Source organism: Ruegeria sp. YTSC199, from assembly GCF_059609725.1.
The window spans coordinates 197,784-213,012 of sequence record NZ_JBXWMF010000001.1; the positions used below are offsets into that span (position 1 = coordinate 197,784).

18 protein-coding genes and 1 tRNA gene are annotated in these 15,229 nt (G+C 59.0%); 11 read left to right on the forward strand and 8 right to left on the reverse strand.

Going from position 1 to position 15,229, the window contains the following annotated elements; genetic code table 11:
• The first annotated feature begins 49 nt into the window (after positions 1-49).
• Both nrdR and ribD read left to right on the forward strand, forming a co-directional pair.
• Positions 50-520 (forward strand): transcriptional regulator NrdR, encoded by a 471-nt coding sequence (gene nrdR / locus AC2FEE_RS01015; RefSeq protein WP_170324479.1) that lies wholly within the window; start codon positions 50-52, stop codon positions 518-520.
• Entirely contained in the window at positions 517-1,617 is a 1,101-nt protein-coding gene (ribD, locus tag AC2FEE_RS01020; RefSeq protein WP_496862462.1) for a bifunctional diaminohydroxyphosphoribosylaminopyrimidine deaminase/5-amino-6-(5-phosphoribosylamino)uracil reductase RibD, read from the forward strand. Before nrdR ends, ribD begins: the two co-directional genes overlap by 4 nt.
• On the opposite strand, the gene AC2FEE_RS01025 is transcribed toward ribD, so the two are convergent.
• From AC2FEE_RS01025 to AC2FEE_RS01035, 3 genes are all read right to left on the reverse strand, one after another.
• A complete protein-coding gene (locus AC2FEE_RS01025) occupies positions 1,614-3,614 on the reverse strand; it encodes a capsule polysaccharide biogenesis protein (RefSeq protein WP_496862464.1) in 2,001 nt (666 codons plus the stop codon). The two genes, ribD and AC2FEE_RS01025, sit on opposite strands and share 4 nt — an antisense overlap.
• Entirely contained in the window at positions 3,614-4,711 is a 1,098-nt protein-coding gene (locus AC2FEE_RS01030) for a polysaccharide biosynthesis/export family protein (protein WP_496862465.1), read from the reverse strand. The genes AC2FEE_RS01025 and AC2FEE_RS01030 overlap by 1 nt, the downstream gene beginning before the upstream one ends.
• Positions 4,712-4,835: 124 nt before the next feature.
• Positions 4,836-6,134, reverse strand: a complete 1,299-nt coding sequence (locus tag AC2FEE_RS01035; protein WP_496862466.1) for a capsule polysaccharide biogenesis protein — start codon at positions 6,132-6,134, stop codon at positions 4,836-4,838.
• 137 nt (positions 6,135-6,271) lie between these two features.
• On the opposite strand from AC2FEE_RS01035, the gene AC2FEE_RS01040 reads away from it, so the two are divergent.
• From AC2FEE_RS01040 to AC2FEE_RS01065, 6 genes are all read left to right on the forward strand, one after another.
• A complete protein-coding gene (locus AC2FEE_RS01040; protein ID WP_496862467.1) occupies positions 6,272-6,859 on the forward strand; it encodes a riboflavin synthase in 588 nt (195 codons plus the stop codon).
• Positions 6,860-6,968: 109 nt separating this feature from the next.
• Entirely contained in the window at positions 6,969-8,090 is a 1,122-nt protein-coding gene (gene ribB / locus AC2FEE_RS01045; protein WP_496862468.1) for a 3,4-dihydroxy-2-butanone-4-phosphate synthase, read from the forward strand.
• 2 nt (positions 8,091-8,092) lie between these two features.
• Complete coding sequence (locus AC2FEE_RS01050; protein WP_496862469.1) at positions 8,093-8,644, forward strand: 6,7-dimethyl-8-ribityllumazine synthase; 552 nt, start codon at positions 8,093-8,095, stop codon at positions 8,642-8,644.
• On the forward strand, positions 8,641-9,123 hold the full coding sequence (gene nusB / locus AC2FEE_RS01055) for a transcription antitermination factor NusB (RefSeq protein WP_496862471.1): 483 nt from the start codon (positions 8,641-8,643) through the stop codon (positions 9,121-9,123). The genes AC2FEE_RS01050 and nusB overlap by 4 nt, the downstream gene beginning before the upstream one ends.
• A 59-nt stretch (positions 9,124-9,182) precedes the next feature.
• Positions 9,183-9,479, forward strand: a complete 297-nt coding sequence (locus AC2FEE_RS01060) for a hypothetical protein (protein WP_496862472.1) — start codon at positions 9,183-9,185, stop codon at positions 9,477-9,479.
• Between the two features lie 145 nt (positions 9,480-9,624).
• Complete coding sequence (locus AC2FEE_RS01065; RefSeq protein WP_496862473.1) at positions 9,625-11,007, forward strand: PIG-L family deacetylase; 1,383 nt, start codon at positions 9,625-9,627, stop codon at positions 11,005-11,007.
• 207 nt (positions 11,008-11,214) lie between these two features.
• Here AC2FEE_RS01065 and AC2FEE_RS01070 read toward each other — a convergent pair whose 3' ends face one another.
• Complete coding sequence (locus tag AC2FEE_RS01070; RefSeq protein ID WP_496862475.1) at positions 11,215-11,640, reverse strand: SRPBCC family protein; 426 nt, start codon at positions 11,638-11,640, stop codon at positions 11,215-11,217.
• Positions 11,637-11,957 (reverse strand): ArsR/SmtB family transcription factor, encoded by a 321-nt coding sequence (locus AC2FEE_RS01075; RefSeq protein ID WP_170397647.1) that lies wholly within the window; start codon positions 11,955-11,957, stop codon positions 11,637-11,639. The genes AC2FEE_RS01070 and AC2FEE_RS01075 overlap by 4 nt, the downstream gene beginning before the upstream one ends.
• A 114-nt stretch (positions 11,958-12,071) precedes the next feature.
• On the opposite strand from AC2FEE_RS01075, the gene AC2FEE_RS01080 reads away from it, so the two are divergent.
• Positions 12,072-12,503 carry an MmcB family DNA repair protein gene (locus tag AC2FEE_RS01080; protein WP_496862476.1) on the forward strand — a complete coding sequence of 144 codons (432 nt, stop codon included), beginning with the start codon at positions 12,072-12,074 and terminating at the stop codon, positions 12,501-12,503.
• Positions 12,504-12,507: 4 nt separating this feature from the next.
• On the opposite strand, the gene AC2FEE_RS01085 is transcribed toward AC2FEE_RS01080, so the two are convergent.
• On the reverse strand, positions 12,508-12,696 hold the full coding sequence (locus tag AC2FEE_RS01085) for a DUF6324 family protein (RefSeq protein WP_496862477.1): 189 nt from the start codon (positions 12,694-12,696) through the stop codon (positions 12,508-12,510).
• A 77-nt stretch (positions 12,697-12,773) separates the two neighbouring features.
• Between AC2FEE_RS01085 and AC2FEE_RS01090 the strand changes: the two genes are divergently transcribed.
• Positions 12,774-13,256 (forward strand): GNAT family N-acetyltransferase, encoded by a 483-nt coding sequence (locus AC2FEE_RS01090; protein WP_496862478.1) that lies wholly within the window; start codon positions 12,774-12,776, stop codon positions 13,254-13,256.
• A gap of 47 nt (positions 13,257-13,303) precedes the next feature.
• A tRNA-His gene (locus AC2FEE_RS01095) sits at positions 13,304-13,380 on the forward strand.
• A 101-nt stretch (positions 13,381-13,481) separates the two neighbouring features.
• On the opposite strand, the gene AC2FEE_RS01100 is transcribed toward AC2FEE_RS01095, so the two are convergent.
• Together AC2FEE_RS01100 and AC2FEE_RS01105 are read right to left on the reverse strand one after the other, a co-directional pair.
• Positions 13,482-14,288, reverse strand: coding sequence for an ABC transporter permease (locus AC2FEE_RS01100; RefSeq protein WP_496862479.1), 807 nt, complete (start codon positions 14,286-14,288; stop codon positions 13,482-13,484).
• Positions 14,285-15,172 carry an ABC transporter permease gene (locus tag AC2FEE_RS01105; protein WP_496862625.1) on the reverse strand — a complete coding sequence of 296 codons (888 nt, stop codon included), beginning with the start codon at positions 15,170-15,172 and terminating at the stop codon, positions 14,285-14,287. The genes AC2FEE_RS01100 and AC2FEE_RS01105 overlap by 4 nt, the downstream gene beginning before the upstream one ends.
• Positions 15,173-15,229: the final 57 nt, after the last annotated feature.

Here is a 15,229-nt window from a genome sequence, read left to right on the forward strand (position 1 = left end):
GCGGCATAGCTTACAAAAAGAGGCCGAACCAGGGACGAGGAGACGGTGGATGCGCTGCCCGTTTTGCGGAAATATCGACACTCAGGTCAAAGATTCACGCCCGGCAGAGGATCACGTTGCGATTCGCAGGCGCCGGTTTTGTCCCGCATGTGGGGGGCGGTTCACTACTTATGAACGCGTACAGCTGCGCGATCTGGTGGTGATCAAGACCAATGGAAAACGCGAAGATTTCGACCGGGACAAGCTGGAACGCTCGATCCGGATTTCGATGCAGAAACGCCCGATAGAACCGGATCGGATCGACCAGATGATTTCCGGCATCGTCCGCCGTCTGGAAAGCATGGGCGAGACCGACATCCCCTCCAGCAAGATCGGCGAGATCGTCATGGAAGCTCTGGCGCGGATCGATACCGTGGCCTATGTTCGCTTTGCGAGTGTGTACAAGAATTTCCAGGCGGCCGATGATTTCGAGGAGTTTGTCCACGAACTGCGCCCGCCGCAGCCTTCGACGGACGAGTGAGCGAAACTGATAAGCGATATATGGCGCTGGCTTTGTCTTTGGGTCAGCGCGGTCAGGGAACGTGTTGGCCCAACCCGGCCGTGGGTTGCGTGATTGTGCGTGACGGCCGGATCATCGGGCGCGGCTGGACTCAACCCGGTGGCCGTCCGCATGCCGAACCACAGGCATTGGCACAGGCCGGAGAGGCCGCGCGTGGGGCGACCGCTTATGTCTCTCTGGAGCCGTGTTCTCATTATGGTAAAACGCCGCCTTGTGCCGAGGCGCTGATCAAGGCGGGTATATCGCGCGTGGTTTCTGCGATCGAAGACAACGATCCGCGGGTGGCGGGGCAGGGCTTTGCCATGCTGCGCGAGGCGGGGATCGAGGTCACCTCCGGCGTTCTGGCGGAACAGGCCGCGCGGGACCACGCCGGGTTCTTTCTGAAGATGGAACAGGGGCGTCCGTTCGTGACGCTCAAGCTGGCCAGTAGTTTCGATGGGCGTATCGCTACGTCCAGCGGTCACAGCAAATGGATCACCGGGCCAAAGGCGAGACGTGCCGTACATGCGATGCGCGCGCGCCATGATGCGGTTATGGTTGGGGCTGGGACGGCCCGGACCGACGATCCGTCGCTGACGGTCCGCGATCTGGGGGTTGAGGCGCAACCGGTGCGGGTTGTCGTCTCGCGCCATCTGGACATCCCGCTGATGGGACAATTGGCCCGCACTGCGTCGCAGATACCGGTTTGGCTATGCCATGGTCCGTCCCCGGATCCGGAGCGTGCCCGTGCATGGGAAGGTTTGGGTGCACGCCTGATCCCCTGCGCCCTGCAGGAGCATCACATCGATGCCGCCGACCTGTTGCAGCAATTGGGACAAGCGGGGCTGACGCGCGTATTTTGCGAAGGTGGATCGGCCTTGGCGGCGTCTATGCTTGCTGATGATCTTGTGGATGAGCTGGTGGGGTTCAGCGCGGGTCTGGCAATCGGGGCTGAGGGGTTGTCAGCCATCGGATCGCTCGGGTTGGAAACGCTGGACGCGGCGCCTCGGTTCGAGTTGATCGAAGCCCGCGCTGTCGGGCCGGATGTTCTGCAACGTTGGGCGCGGTCGCTGCGCTAGCGGCGGCGCCACAAATGCGCGTGCGTGGCAAAGGCGCCCTGCAATTTGGACAGCAAGCGGAGTGACCGACCGCCTTTGCGTTCGTAGCCTTCGGTCAGGCGTTGCACCGCGACCTCGGCAGGGCAGGGGTGACCGGTGACCGGGTCCAGATAGCGTGGATAGTCGATCAGTGCGGCATGCACCAACCCCAGCATCGAAGGTCGTGCCCCCCGTCGTACCGGGACAATTCCCAGATCGTGCGTCAGGCCCCACCCGGCATAGAAGGGCGCGCCAAGCGTGGTGACACGAACCCCGCGCAGCAGGGCCTCAAACCCAAGCAGAGAGGTCATGGTCCAGACCTCCTGCACATGCGACAGCAGGGCAGCCGGATCGGTCTCGGTGGCGATCACGTCGGCTAGAGTTTCGTCTTCGATTTCGCCTTCCCGCAGCCCTGCCTCAACATCGGGATGAGGTTTGTAGATCAGGATCGCATTCGGGTTCGCCTCGCGGGTTGCGCGCAGCAGGTCGGTGTTGGTGCGTACCGTGGTGGTGCCCAACAGGATCGAGGCATCGTCGTGAACCTGACCTGGTACCAGAATACGGTGCCCTTCGGGTAGATCGGGAGCCGTGCCTCCGGTGTTGTATTTGCTGAGTCGACCAGCAAGGATTTGCGCCACCAGACGTTCGGCCCGCATTTCCTGATCCGGGCGCAGGGTTTCACGGTTGGCGATCAGTTCTTCCAACCTGCTGGGATGTGTCGGGTCGTAGTAGATGCCCAGATTATCGGTTGCCAGTGACAGGGGGGGGACAAGACTGGCGCCCAGCCCGCGAGACCGCAGAAACCCATCTTCGATGCGGGTGGCGCCTTCGGCCCCACGGATGTAGCTGGCCCAGACCATATGTGGACGATCAGACACGTCCGGCGGTTCAGACGTGAACCTGATTTTCTTCTCGCGCCCGAACATCTGCTGCAGGTGCTTGCGCTTCCACAGGCGCATTCCCGACGCGGTCCAACCCTTGTGATCCTGCCGCCATGCGCGCGTTTGCGCCTCGAGCGTGTCCAGAATAGTTTCCAGCTCGCAAAGCTGGTCCCCGAATGGGTCGTGCCATGTGGGAAAGAGGATCATTGCTGCCGCAAACAACTGCGCCCGGGTCAGGTTGCGCTGGCGACGTGGAAAGTGTTCCTCATCCTGCGTCAGGCCCCATCCTGCATAGAACGGCTGGCCAAAGACACGCGGTTTGTGCCCGGCCAAGATGGCCTCAAACCCGAATTGCGAGGACAGGGTGTAAACGCCCATCGCGCCTTCCAGCAGGGTCCAGGGGCTGATTGGAGTGTCGATAATCGATACCCTGTCGGACACGTCCTGATCCGAGAAGTATCCATTTCGGTATCCGGCGACGGTTTCCGGATGCGTTTTAATCAGAATGCGAGCACCGGGGTTTTCCTCTTGCGCCATGACCAGCATCTCGCGGAACCGCGCGTGGTCGCCCTTACTGGCGATCACCGAGGCGTCGTCATGGGTCTGATCGACTATCAGAACATAGCCTGGGTCCGGTGGCGCCAAGGTAGGGTCGACAGCCGAGTACTTACTCAGGTGCAATTCGCGCACCCGTTCAATGCCATTTCTGGCCCGGTTCAACAAAGCAGTGTCGTCCAGCGGGTGGGTGGCAAGTAGTGTTTCAAGATCGGATGGCTGTGCCGGATCAAAATGTACCCCGGATCTGTCGAGCAGAAGGCCCATCGGAGGCTCGCCGGCCCGCCCCGGATGCAGCGAACGTAGAAATGCGTCCTCGACCCGCAGGATGGGCGACCCGTGCCGGGCCGCAATAGTCAGACCGCGATGGGCCGTCGGGCTGTTGCCCCAAACGCCGACAACATCCCCGTCGCCGGGAAAGCCTAGACGAATGTCATAGCCGGAGAGGTTCAGGATACGCCGGACGCGGCGTTGGGTCAGGAAACCACCGTTATAGACATACAGCCGGGTACGCTGAGCCCCGGCTGCCGCTTCGGGTAGCATCAGCCGCCCGTCAGAGTGGTGACATTTGCAAGCGGTGTCAGGCCACCCGCGATCAGTGAAATCGACTTGCTCCACTGTGCATAAGGCGCTTCGGTGACATAGATCGTGTCATCATCGCGAATGACGAAATCGCGGGCGATGAACAAACCGTTGGGCGCGGTGAGGTTCAGCAGGTAGATCATGCGCTGATCACCCTGCAAATCCTGGCGCCCCATGACCGAACGGGCAATGTCCTGCCGTTCGTTGCGCAAAACGAAGATGCCAGTCGGGTCAGAGGACAGCGATTGCAACCCGCCCACCTGTGCCAGGGCTTCAAGAGCGGAAAGGTCTTGTGTGTCAAAGGCCACGCGGGATTGGCCCGTTGCGCCCAGTGCGATGTAGGATCTGCTGTCCGCTTCAACCAGAATGCGGTCACCGCCGCGCAACGCAACGTCCAGTCTGGGGTTGCGGAACAGGTCGTCGTACCAGACGGTGCCGCGGTCCTTTCCACGGATCAGGGTCACAAGTGCGATGTCCGATCCAACAGCGACGCCGCCGGCCTGCGACAGCATTCCAAGCAAGGTTCTGCTGGGCCGTTCGATCGGATACACGCCGGGCGCACCAATTTCTCCGGTCAGCGAGACGGTCGATCCGTTCCCTGCAGTGCGGCGCACTTCGACTTGTGGGTCGGGTGTCTGATCCTGCAGTTTGCTGGTGATCAGCTGGCGCAGTTGCTCGGGCGTGTTGCCGGCGGCGCGAATACGTCCGGCGTAAGGCACAAAGATGAAACCGTCGCTGTCCACCTGTACCTGCTCCAGCGCAGTGGCCGCGCTGAGTTCGCCGGACAGCAGACCATCATCGACGTTTTCCCAGATCGTCAGCCCCAGAATGTCGCCAGCGCGCACCGTGTCCGCAGTCAGGTTCGGCGCACTGCTGAAGGCGGCTGAGAACCCGTATTTCGGGATGGCAGACGTCGCCCGTGAAACCCGGTCATCGACCTCGACCACGAAGGCATTGCCGCCATTCGCCGTAGAGCCCGACAGAATCTCGGATTTGTTGGGGCCCGCTTTGGGAAGCTGGCACGCGGCCAACAGGCCAATTGCGGCCACAAGGGACATCCCCCGTATCCATCGGATTGGAAAACGCTGCACTGCCGGTTATCCTCAGTCGTCTTTGTGTGGTCTTTTGTTTGGCGCAGGCTATCCGGTTCGCGCGATAACTTCTAGCGCCAACCGGTTTAATTCACTCAACCAGTTTCAACTGTGGCGCCAGCGCCTCTTTGTGGGACAGGACCGATTGATAGGGGTCCTTGGTATCCAGCATCATGTCCGCCACGCCCCGAAGCAATTGCCGCCGACCTCTGTGTGAATAGAATCCACCGGGCAGTTGGCTGGTTTTCAGCAAGAACCGGCGATAGCTTTGATAGGCCTCCCGGTCCGGGGGCATCGGATCAGCGAAGAACGCGGCCAGAGGCTGGCGCGACACGAATTCGGGCTTGTCATAAACCGACCTGCCGAAAATACGCAGCGGGATGCCACGCCACAGAACCTGCTGCCCAGCGGTCGAGTTGATTGTGACGGCCGAATGGGCCCCATCCAGCAGTTTCGCGAGTTTTCCGCCGGGCACGTAACGCACACGATCTGCGATACCATGCACCTTTGCCAACTGACGCACGCGGCGGCGTAGGGGCTCGCGATGGTTTTCCAGCGGATGCTCCTTGACCACCAGCCGGTGATGCGCCGGGGCGCCGTCAGCGAAGCCCTGAAAAACGTCCTCTAGAAAGTCCGACATGCAGGCATAATCCGAATGCGCCTGAACCGAACTGTCATGCCCCAGCTGCAACAAAACCAGATGGTAGGGATGACCGTTGCCCAGCACCCGCGCTGTCGCCCAACGACGTTGAATTCGATGAAATGGCATCAGGGCCAAGCGTTTGAAATACAGCCTGAATTCCTTTGCGACGGTAAGATCCCTGTGCCGCCGAAAGTTGCGGTAGCGCTGGTTCAGGAACAGCACGAACCAGTGATACAACGCGCCGTAGAATATGTGCTGCCGCATATCTCCCCAATGTGACGGCGGCGGTGGTACCTGCAGAACCGACTGATCCAGCGCGCGCTGCATCCGCCCGACATCCAGGGACATCAGGTGTGAGTTTCCGTTTGAGCCAAACCGCTCGTAGGTTATCCACCAAGGGCGCAAATAACCTTCTTCGAAGACATGGACAATGACGCCCTTGGCCTGCGCAACCTTCACTGCGCTGGCATGAACTGGACGCGTGTCGCCATAGAGAACGATATCCGTGATGCTCCGTTCGTCGATCAGGTCTGACAGCTTGTCCGGCCATAGCTCGGGTGCGTCGCGAAAAGGGATGTAAGATGACTTGTCAAACCAGAAGACCTGATCGCCCGCGTTGAAGCCAGTGCGCCAGACCTCGGCTCCTGTGGAACGCAACATCCGCCCAAGCCCGTTGAAGAACGGACCATGCGGCCCCTGCAGAAACAGAAAGACACGGCTTTTCAGGTCTGTTGTGGGGGATGACATCAATTCTGCTCTTGCCGTTTGTTGATGAAATTATGCCCGTTTCAGGTTTTCTCGGCAAGGTTGGGCTTGCTCGTAAGGCTGGTTGGGCTTACCTCGGCTTGGAACACTGGACCAGGTCAGGAATAAGGGTTAGCGGAATGTTTACAGGGATCGTCACCGATATCGGCACCGTCACCGAGTTGGATCAACAGGGCGATCTGCGGGCCCGGATCAAGACGGATTATGATACGGCGGGCATAGATATCGGCGCTTCAATTGCCAGCGATGGTGTCTGCCTGACCGTGATCGCGCTGGGCGATGACTGGTACGACGTTCAGATCAGCGCCGAGACGGTTTCGAAGACCAATCTGGACAGTTGGCTGGTCGGCAAGCGTGTTAATCTGGAGCGCGCCCTGAAGGTTGGTGACGAATTGGGCGGGCATATCGTGTCGGGGCACGTGGATGGCGTGGCCGAAGTTGTCGCTGTGCAGGACGAGGGCGACAGCACCCGCGTCACCTTACGCGCACCCAAGGATTTGGCGCGGTTCATCGCTCCCAAGGGCTCGGTTGCGTTGAATGGAACCTCGCTGACCGTCAATGATGTGAATGGCTGTGACTTCGGGATCAATTTCATCCCGCATACCAAAGAGGTCACGACCTGGGGGGAAGTTTCGGTCGGCGACAAGGTAAACCTCGAGATCGACACGCTGGCCCGCTATGTCGCGCGACTGGCCGAGATGTCCTGAGTTGAACTGCAACGTCGCGTCCTGACCTGACCTTGCCGTCTGCGGGCTGGCCTTTGGGCGCGCCGTGGTCTATCCACCCGTTCAAACATGCTCTGCGAAAGGCTGCCTCATGAGCTTTGAAACCCCCGGACCCGTCGAAGCGCAATTGCGCGACGCGATCAGCCCGATCGAAGACATTATTGAAGAGGCGCGCAAAGGCCGGATGTACATTCTGGTTGACCACGAAGATCGGGAGAATGAGGGCGATCTGGTGATAGCCGCCGAATTCGCGAATGCCGAGGCGATCAACTTCATGGCCACCCACGGGCGCGGGCTGATCTGCCTGCCGATGACGGCCGAACGTATAGACGCCTTGGACCTGCCGATGATGGCGGTGAACAACTCGTCCCGCCATGAAACCGCGTTCACCGTGTCGATTGAGGCGCGCGAGGGTGTGTCGACTGGTATTTCTGCTGCTGACCGGGCGCTGACCGTGGCGACCGCGATCAACGAACAGAACACAATGGCCCATATCGCGACCCCTGGTCATATCTTCCCCCTGCGCGCCAAGCGGGGCGGGGTGCTGGTGCGCGCGGGCCATACCGAGGCCGCCGTCGACATCTCACGCCTTGCCGGATTGAACCCGTCGGGCGTGATTTGTGAGATCATGAAAGCCGATGGTTCCATGGCGCGTCTGCCTGATCTGGTGGAATTCGCCAAAGAACACGACATGAAGATCGGTACGATCAGCGATCTGATCGCGTACCGCTCGCGCAATGACAATCTGGTGGTCGAGACCTCGCGCGAAACCGTGACGTCGGAATATGGCGGCGAATGGGAAATGCGTCTGTTCACCGATCAGACCCACGGCATTGAACATGTGGTCATGGTCAAGGGTGACATCACCACACCCGAACCTGTGCTTACCCGTACACACGCTTTGCACGAAGCGCCGGACATTCTGGGCCTCGGTCCCAAATCGTCGCGTGAACTGCCCCGCGCGATGGAAAAGATCGCCGAAGAGGGCCGCGGTGTGGTCTGCCTGTTCCGCCAACCGCGCAATTCGCTGTATGCGGCCGAGGACGAAGGCCCTCGTACCATCAAGCAAACCGGTCTAGGAGCGCAGATCCTATCCAAGATGGGCATTCAGGAACTTGTGCTGCTGACGGACTCGCCGGAAACCGTATATCTGGGGCTCGACGCGTTTGGCCTGTCCATCGTCGGCACCCGCTTCATTCTCAAGGAAGACTGATCGTGGCTGAACAAGACAAACACGGCGTTCTGCCGACCCCGACCTTCGACAAGCCAGTGAAATTGCTGATCGTGGTGGCACCGTTCTACCGAGCCATTGCCGACAATCTGGTGGCCGGTGCCAAGGCCGAGATCGAGGGGGCAGGGGGCACCTGCGAGGTGATCGAGGTCCCCGGTGCGTTGGAAATCCCGACCGCAATCGCCATGGCCGACCGTCAGTGCAATTTCGACGGCTACATCGCGCTGGGCTGTGTCATTCGCGGTGAGACCACGCACTACGAGACGGTTTGCAACGACTCGAGCCGCGCGATTCAACTGATGGGTCTGCAGGGCCTGCTGATCGGCAACGGCATCCTGACCGTCGAAAATGACGATCAGGCCGAAGTCCGCGCAAACCCCAAGAAGATGAATAAAGGTGGCGGAGCAGCCGCTGCGGCCTTGCATCTGATCGCGCTCAGCCGTAAGTGGGGCGCTTCGAAAAAGGGCGTCGGCTTCAAGCCCCCGTCCGAGTCCATCCTTGTGGCGGGCGACAGCAACGGATCCACGACAGCATGACCCAGACAGACGCGCCGAAACCGGCCAACCAGAAACGCCTGATGAAATCCGCCGCTCGGCTCTATGCCGTGCAGGCGCTGTTCCAGATGGAGCAGTCGGGCCAAACGACCGAGCAGGTTGTGAACGAGTTTCTGGACCACCGGTTTGGCGCTGTCTACGAGGGCGAGGAAATGCTGGACGGCGATACCGGTGTTTTTCGCAAGCTGGTTGAGGACGCTGTGAACTATCAGGCGCCGATTGACCAGATGACCGACCGTGCGCTGGTCGCCAAATGGCCCATCGCGCGCATCGACCCGACCCTGCGCGCCACCTTTCGCGCTGCTGGTGCCGAACTAACCCAAAGCGACACGCCCCCCAAAGTGGTGATCACCGAATTCGTAGACGTGGCCCGCGCCTTTTTCCCCGAAGGCAAGGAACCGAAATTCGTCAACGCCGTTCTGGATCACATGGCGCGCGAGGCTCAGCCCGAGGCGTTCTGACGCCTTTACCTCGGACTTATATGCGCTAAACTGAATGTCATAGCGCAAGGAGAGTCGCCATGCCCAAACTGATCCGGTTGTATATCACTCAGGTTGCCTGGGGATTTGTGATTTCGGCAGTATTTGTCGGTGTTCTTCTGGCCCTGAACGTCGCCAACCTGCGCTATCTGATCACAAGCTCGGAAATTGGTCTGATCGCGCTTGGCATGATCTGGTTCATGAACGGGATTGTTTTCGCCGGGGTGCAATTCGCCTATGCGATCATGAGCATGGCCGAGAAACCGCAGGGTCCGCGCCGCGGAACGCCGGTGGCCGTAAAATTCGAGCCCGTGGCGGTCAAGGCAGAAAGCAACTGATACCCGATTCAGGGCAGGCGGTCTGACGACCTGTTCGCACTGCCGACCTTTTCGCGCTGATCGGGTGCAAATCGCTTGAATGTAAGAACATGTTGCCATCTGATGTCGGTCAAATAACCCACCCGGCAGCGAAAGAGCATATCCTGTGAACATCAGCACTTACGAGGAGGTCGTCGCATCTCGGGCCTTTCGCGCGGATCTTGAAGACCTGAACCTTGCCATTGCAGATGGGCTGAAGCGGGCAGGTGAACCTGTCGCCATCAATGGAAATGTTTGCTACGGCCATATGCAGCGGGACTTCCATCTGAGTAATCTGGAACCCGGGATGGAACCCAAGCGGCGCGCTCTGCACTTGTTGGCTCAGGACAGTTCCTGTTTTGTCGAGGTCGGCGTTGCCGGGGGACATGCAGCCTTGCTGGCGCTGCACTCCAATCCTGCGCTCACGTTTATCGGAATTGATCTTGGGCAACGGTTAAGGGCGTCCTGGCCGCCAGTCGATATCTATGTTCCAATTGTCTTCAAGTGGTTGGAAGACAGGTTTCCGGGGCGGGTAAAGCTATACATGTCGGATGCCATTGACGGGTTGCGTCAGGTAGCGGCAGAACAACCATTTGGTCCGATTGACTTGTTGCACCTGGATGCCTTGAAGAAAACCAGAGTTCAAGAAGTCGAGGCTGTATGGCCTGGATTGGCCGGACGGTGCTATCTGCTGCAGGGCGACAATAAGAACGGCCATGTTCAGGCCAGCTCGGAAAGAATGATTGCAGAGGGGCGCGCGCGCCGGATTACCTCTTCAATTTTTGAGGATATTCAAAGTGCCACCTATGATGTGTTGACGATCGGTCCCGATGTTATCGCGGGTGAGGTCAGTCTCGAAAACCTTATGGGCCAACGGATATTGCTTTGTGTGTGCCATCAGGATGACGAGACGTTGTTTTGTGGCTCGACTCTGTCACGCTTGAAGGACAAGGCGGATGTGACGGTCGCCAGCTTCTTCCGACCAGCACCCAACCGCCGTGACACGAATACGCGCGAGGCGGCCATGCAGCGTGTGTGTGATGCGGTCGGGGCCCGAAGAATACAGTTTCCCTTTGCTGTCGAAGACGACCACAGGAGGTTGCGGCGTTTTATCCAGATGCCGTCCGAGCCTGCGAATAATCCTCCTGAACTGCTGCGGCCCTTGCGCCGCCACCCTCTGTTTGAGTTGCTGAGCGGATCGGCCTTCGCCCTTATGCAGCAAGTCAGGCCATCGACCATCATCACTCACAACCACGTGGGGGAATACGGTCACATCGAACATGTCTTTTTGCATCATGCGGTTCTTCAGGCGGCACGACGGTATCACGGCGCAAGTGTCCTGAGCTTTGGTGTTGGGTTGCCCGATGTGGATCTCGTCGTGCCGTCCTGGCCCGAGCGTAAGAACCAGCTTTTCGATGAATACATGCCGCAGTGGAAAGGGCGCAAACTCTATGATTTCGCGCTGTCGGACGAGGGATTTACCAAACAGGACCTTTCGGACGACGGTTAGGGGGGGATGTGGCGGGACCACCAGTCAACCGTGCGGTGTGATTCCCGAGGACCTGTATGTACAGGTGGGCGCCAGGTAATCAGGCCAGGACCTGAACAGAGCCAGCCCCCTCGGAATTGCTTAAGGCCACCAGAATGCTACCAGACACAAGAAGGGCAGAACCCGCCACGCGCCTAAGTAGGGGCTGCGGCGGGTTTGCACAAGGGGTCAGGCATCAACTGTTTCGTGCAAGACGGTGCGCATTTTGCCGAAATGCTCATCCCAGCCGTTATCGAGCGACAGGATCAGGCCAAAGGCCTCGGCCCCCTGTGGCAGGCCTTCGTGGCGCAACGCTAGCCGTGTGCCGCCCGGTACGGGCTCGAGTGTCCATTTGACCACGCTGACTGCATCTCCCATGGGTTTGACCGTGAATGTGTATTCAAGATACTCCGGCGGGCGGGCAACGCGCACTTCGCCCCAGATCAACAAGTCGCCACTGGTCGTTCCGAACATCTCAAGCTTTTGACCGGCAGCTAGGGGGCGTTCGGGTTTGTGAAACCACTCGGCCAGCCGGTCGGGATCGGTCAGGTAAGTCCAGACAGTTTCCGGTTCAGCTCGTAGAAAGATCGTTTTTTGCAGAACGGCGTGGGTCATCTGTCTTTCCTTTCAATGGCTTCTTTCAGGTTGTTCAGGCGTTCGTCCCAGAACTGGTCGAAATAGCTGAGCCAGTCCAGAACAGGGGCCATGCCCTGCGGTTCCAGTCGGTTTATACGTTCCCGCCCGCGCGTCTCGACCGTGATCAGACCGCCATCCGACAAGACGGTCAGGTGCTTTTTGACGGCGGCGCGGGTCATGTCGAACCGTTGTGTCAGTTGTGCGATGGTCATTTCCTGCACAGCGAGCATCTGCACGATGTCCCTGCGGGTTGGGTCGGCCAGCGCACGAAATGCGTTTTGGGTTTGAGACTGCATTTGCGTCACCATTAGCGATACCTTTTGGTATCATATTTATGGAGTACCAAATGGTATCATGTCAAGTGTGAAGTGGTTCTTGATTTTTGTTCATGAATTGTTCACATTTCTCAGATGACCCTTGATCTGCAACCCGGACAGAAACTGGCCCGTGGCGTAGCACGCCATTTATGGGCACATGGTTTTGTTTCTGTTGAGGAATTCGTGCCAACCCGCGGCCTGCGCGTCGATGTCATGGGGTTGGGTCCCAAGGGTGAGCTTTGGGTCGTCGAATGCAAATCCAGCCGCGCGGATTATCAGTCGGATTCCAAGTGGCAGGGATATCTTGAGTGGTGCGATCGGTTTTTCTGGGCCGTCGATACCGATTTCCCGACCGACTTGTTGCCGTCCGAAACCGGACTGATTATTGCTGACGCCTATGATGCCGAGATCGTGCGCATGGCACCGGAAGATAAGCTTGCACCGGCCCGGCGAAAGAAGATGATCCAGAAATTTGCAGGTGATGCCGCCCGCCGGTTGCAGGCGCTGCGTGATCCCCGGATCTGAAGGCTCAGTCTTTTACTGCGCGAGCCGCCTGCGCCGCTGCTCGGATTTCGTCGGCGATTTCCTCAGCCTCTTCGGGATCGAAATCCATTGGAATCTCGATGCCATCGGCCTCGATGAACAGCCGTATCATGCCTTGATCGGTGGGGCCGATCTGCAGGTTCGCCTGAATTTCGCGTTCGGTGTTGATGCCCATGTTCGCCTCCGGGACTGAGCGTTCGTGCTAGCGCGCAAAGGGTTGAGAATCAAGCTGCCTTTGCGGTCAGATACATCATGGAGAACGTCCGGATCAGACCCTTTCGCGCCACAGACACGCCCTGGCTGGTAGAGCAGCACCACAGGCTTTACACGCGGGACGAGGGGTTTGATGCCTCGTTTGGTGCTCTGGTCCGGCGCATTCTGGACGACTTTACCACCGATCACGATTCGACGCGCGAGCGCGGCTGGATCGCGGAGAATGCAGGGCAAAGGTTGGGCAGCATCTTCTGTGTCGCGCTGGATGATCAAACTGCAAAACTGCGGCTCTTTCTGCTGCTGCCAGAGGTCCGGGGGCAGGGGTTGGGGAAGCGGATGCTGGACACCTGCACGAGGTTTGCACGCAGTGCCGGGTATACGGAAATGCGGCTGTGGACCCATGAAAGCCATCGGGCCGCTTGTGCGCTGTATCGGGCGAACGGTTGGCAGTTGCTGGACAGCAAACCGGTGCATTCCTTTGGGGTCGATCTTGTCGAACAAAGCTGGAAAATTCGGCTTTAATCCTCTTGCATTCCCCCGACGCGTTCGGTACATCGCCCCTCACGAGTGCCGCCTTAGCTCAGTTGGTTAGAGCGCTGGATTGTGGATCCAGAGGTCCCCTGTTCAAGCCAGGGAGGCGGTACCATCTCCCTCCAGCAGCACTTGATACAGCGCGAATGACACGCTTGCGTTTGCTGTTTCGTTTTCAAATTGTTCTGGTCCAAGAGACCGGTTGCGCCCCCGTTATCAGCGCGCCAGGTTCAGTCTCAGCTTCATTTTGGTTCGTTTGGCCGCAGGCAGGTGCTGGTTCAAACGCTTATTGACCACTCCAAACCCCCAGATGACCACGAGGGTCAGCAGGATGAAGTAGAAAGCCAGAATCGGGTAAGGGATGAACGGGTTAAACGTTTTGTCCGCGAAATAGCCCGCGTAATACAACGCATCACCTCGTTGTTGCCACACCGGGAAGGCCGAAAAGAACACCAGCGTGGTGGCGTGGAACAGGAAGATCGCCTCGTTCGTATAGGCAGGCCAGGCCAGTCGCAGCATGGTCGGCCAGATGATGCGACGGAACCGGGACCAGCCGGTCATGCCATAGGCATCTGCGGCTTCGATATCGCCCTTGGGGATCGACCGGAGCGCGCCATAGAAGATCTCACCCGAATAGGCTGCGGTATTGAAGAACAGCACGATCAGCGCACCCAGCCAGGCTGAGGTCAGCGCGTCGAAGAACGGAAAGCTCTGTTTCAGCGACAGGAAGAGGAAGTAGGCAAAGAAGAACTGGATAAACAACGGCGAGCCCCGGAACAGGAAGATGAACCATTCCGACGGTTTGCGCAGCCATTTGTTCGTGGATGCCTTGCCAAGGGCGAGGGCGGTGGCCAGAAAGAAGCCCGTCGCCAGCGCCATGATCCCGAAATAGATGTTCCAGATCATGCCTGAACCGATCAGGGTGAACTGCTCACACAGGGTGAAATCGTTTCGGGGCAGCAGTCGTTCCCCGATTCCGATCGAACGCAGCCCATAGTCTTGGATCGTTTGCAAGCAGCTCATGCGGTGGTCTCCTTGCGCAACAGTTCTCCGCCCGAGGTCGCCTGACCGTGAGACAGGCGGCGCATCAGCCGTTCAAGACCAATCTCCGACACGCGGGTCATGCCCAGGTAGAACACAAGCAGGGCGAGGAAATACCACATGCGCCAGTCGCCATGCGGGTATTGGGTGAATTTCGGGTTCTTGTAGCCCCCCAGCTCGCGCGCCCAATAGACGATATCTTCGATGCCGAGCAGGAACAGCAGCGGCGTGGCCTTGATCAGCACCATCCACAGGTTCGACAGGCCGGGCAGGGCATAGACCCACATCTGTGGCACCAGAATGCGCCAGAAGGTCTGGCGGCGGGTCATACCGTAGGCCTCGGCCGTTTCCAACTGGGCGTGCGGGACGGCGCGCATACCACCAAACAGGACGTTGGCGGCGAAGGCGCCGAAAACAATTGAAAAGGTAATAACAGCGAGAAAGAAACCGTAGGTTTCGTGCACCCATTCAGGCGCGGTGCCCAGCGGCAGCTTGGCGGCCTGACAGACGATAAAGTCATTGCCCTGCCGGATAGGGTCAGTCCATTCCGGGCACAAAACCTTGTGACGGGTCCATTCGAACGCCTGATCCAGTGCGATCACGAAGAACATGAAGAAGGCGATATCCGGCACGCCACGAACGATCGCGATATAGCCCTTGCCCAAAAAGCTGAGCGGCGGAAAATGCGACCGGGCTGCCATGGCCCCCAAAAAACCAAAGCCCAATGCGACCGGCGCGGTGATCGCAAGCAACAGCAAGACCTTGAAGAAGGACAGGTAGAACACCCAATGCACTCCGTTGGTCAGATAACACGAAAACCAACGAAACGTGCCGAGTGTATCGGGATCAGTGCAGAACGAGAAAATGGCGGGCCTCTTTGACTGGCAAGGGCTCAGAGGCGGCGCGCCCTAGGTGAGGCGCGC

Excerpts from the sequence above, each read along its gene's own strand:
- AC2FEE_RS01080 (WP_496862476.1), top strand. The coding sequence starts at position 12,072 with ATGACCCTTGATCTGCAACCCGGACAGAAACTGGCCCGTGGCGTAGCA.
- AC2FEE_RS01025 (WP_496862464.1), bottom strand. The coding sequence starts at position 3,614 with ATGCTACCCGAAGCGGCAGCCGGGGCTCAGCGTACCCGGCTGTATGTC.
- AC2FEE_RS01090 (WP_496862478.1), top strand. The coding sequence starts at position 12,774 with ATGGAGAACGTCCGGATCAGACCCTTTCGCGCCACAGACACGCCCTGG.
- ribB (WP_496862468.1), top strand. The coding sequence starts at position 6,969 with ATGAGCTTTGAAACCCCCGGACCCGTCGAAGCGCAATTGCGCGACGCG.
- AC2FEE_RS01030 (WP_496862465.1), bottom strand. The coding sequence starts at position 4,711 with ATGTCCCTTGTGGCCGCAATTGGCCTGTTGGCCGCGTGCCAGCTTCCC.
- AC2FEE_RS01070 (WP_496862475.1), bottom strand. The coding sequence starts at position 11,640 with ATGACCCACGCCGTTCTGCAAAAAACGATCTTTCTACGAGCTGAACCG.
- AC2FEE_RS01035 (WP_496862466.1), bottom strand. The coding sequence starts at position 6,134 with ATGTCATCCCCCACAACAGACCTGAAAAGCCGTGTCTTTCTGTTTCTG.
- AC2FEE_RS01075 (WP_170397647.1), bottom strand. The coding sequence starts at position 11,957 with ATGCAGTCTCAAACCCAAAACGCATTTCGTGCGCTGGCCGACCCAACC.
- AC2FEE_RS01040 (WP_496862467.1), top strand. The coding sequence starts at position 6,272 with ATGTTTACAGGGATCGTCACCGATATCGGCACCGTCACCGAGTTGGAT.
- AC2FEE_RS01100 (WP_496862479.1), bottom strand. The coding sequence starts at position 14,288 with ATGAGCTGCTTGCAAACGATCCAAGACTATGGGCTGCGTTCGATCGGA.
- AC2FEE_RS01060 (WP_496862472.1), top strand. The coding sequence starts at position 9,183 with ATGCCCAAACTGATCCGGTTGTATATCACTCAGGTTGCCTGGGGATTT.
- AC2FEE_RS01085 (WP_496862477.1), bottom strand. The coding sequence starts at position 12,696 with ATGGGCATCAACACCGAACGCGAAATTCAGGCGAACCTGCAGATCGGC.
- nusB (WP_496862471.1), top strand. The coding sequence starts at position 8,641 with ATGACCCAGACAGACGCGCCGAAACCGGCCAACCAGAAACGCCTGATG.
- nrdR (WP_170324479.1), top strand. The coding sequence starts at position 50 with ATGCGCTGCCCGTTTTGCGGAAATATCGACACTCAGGTCAAAGATTCA.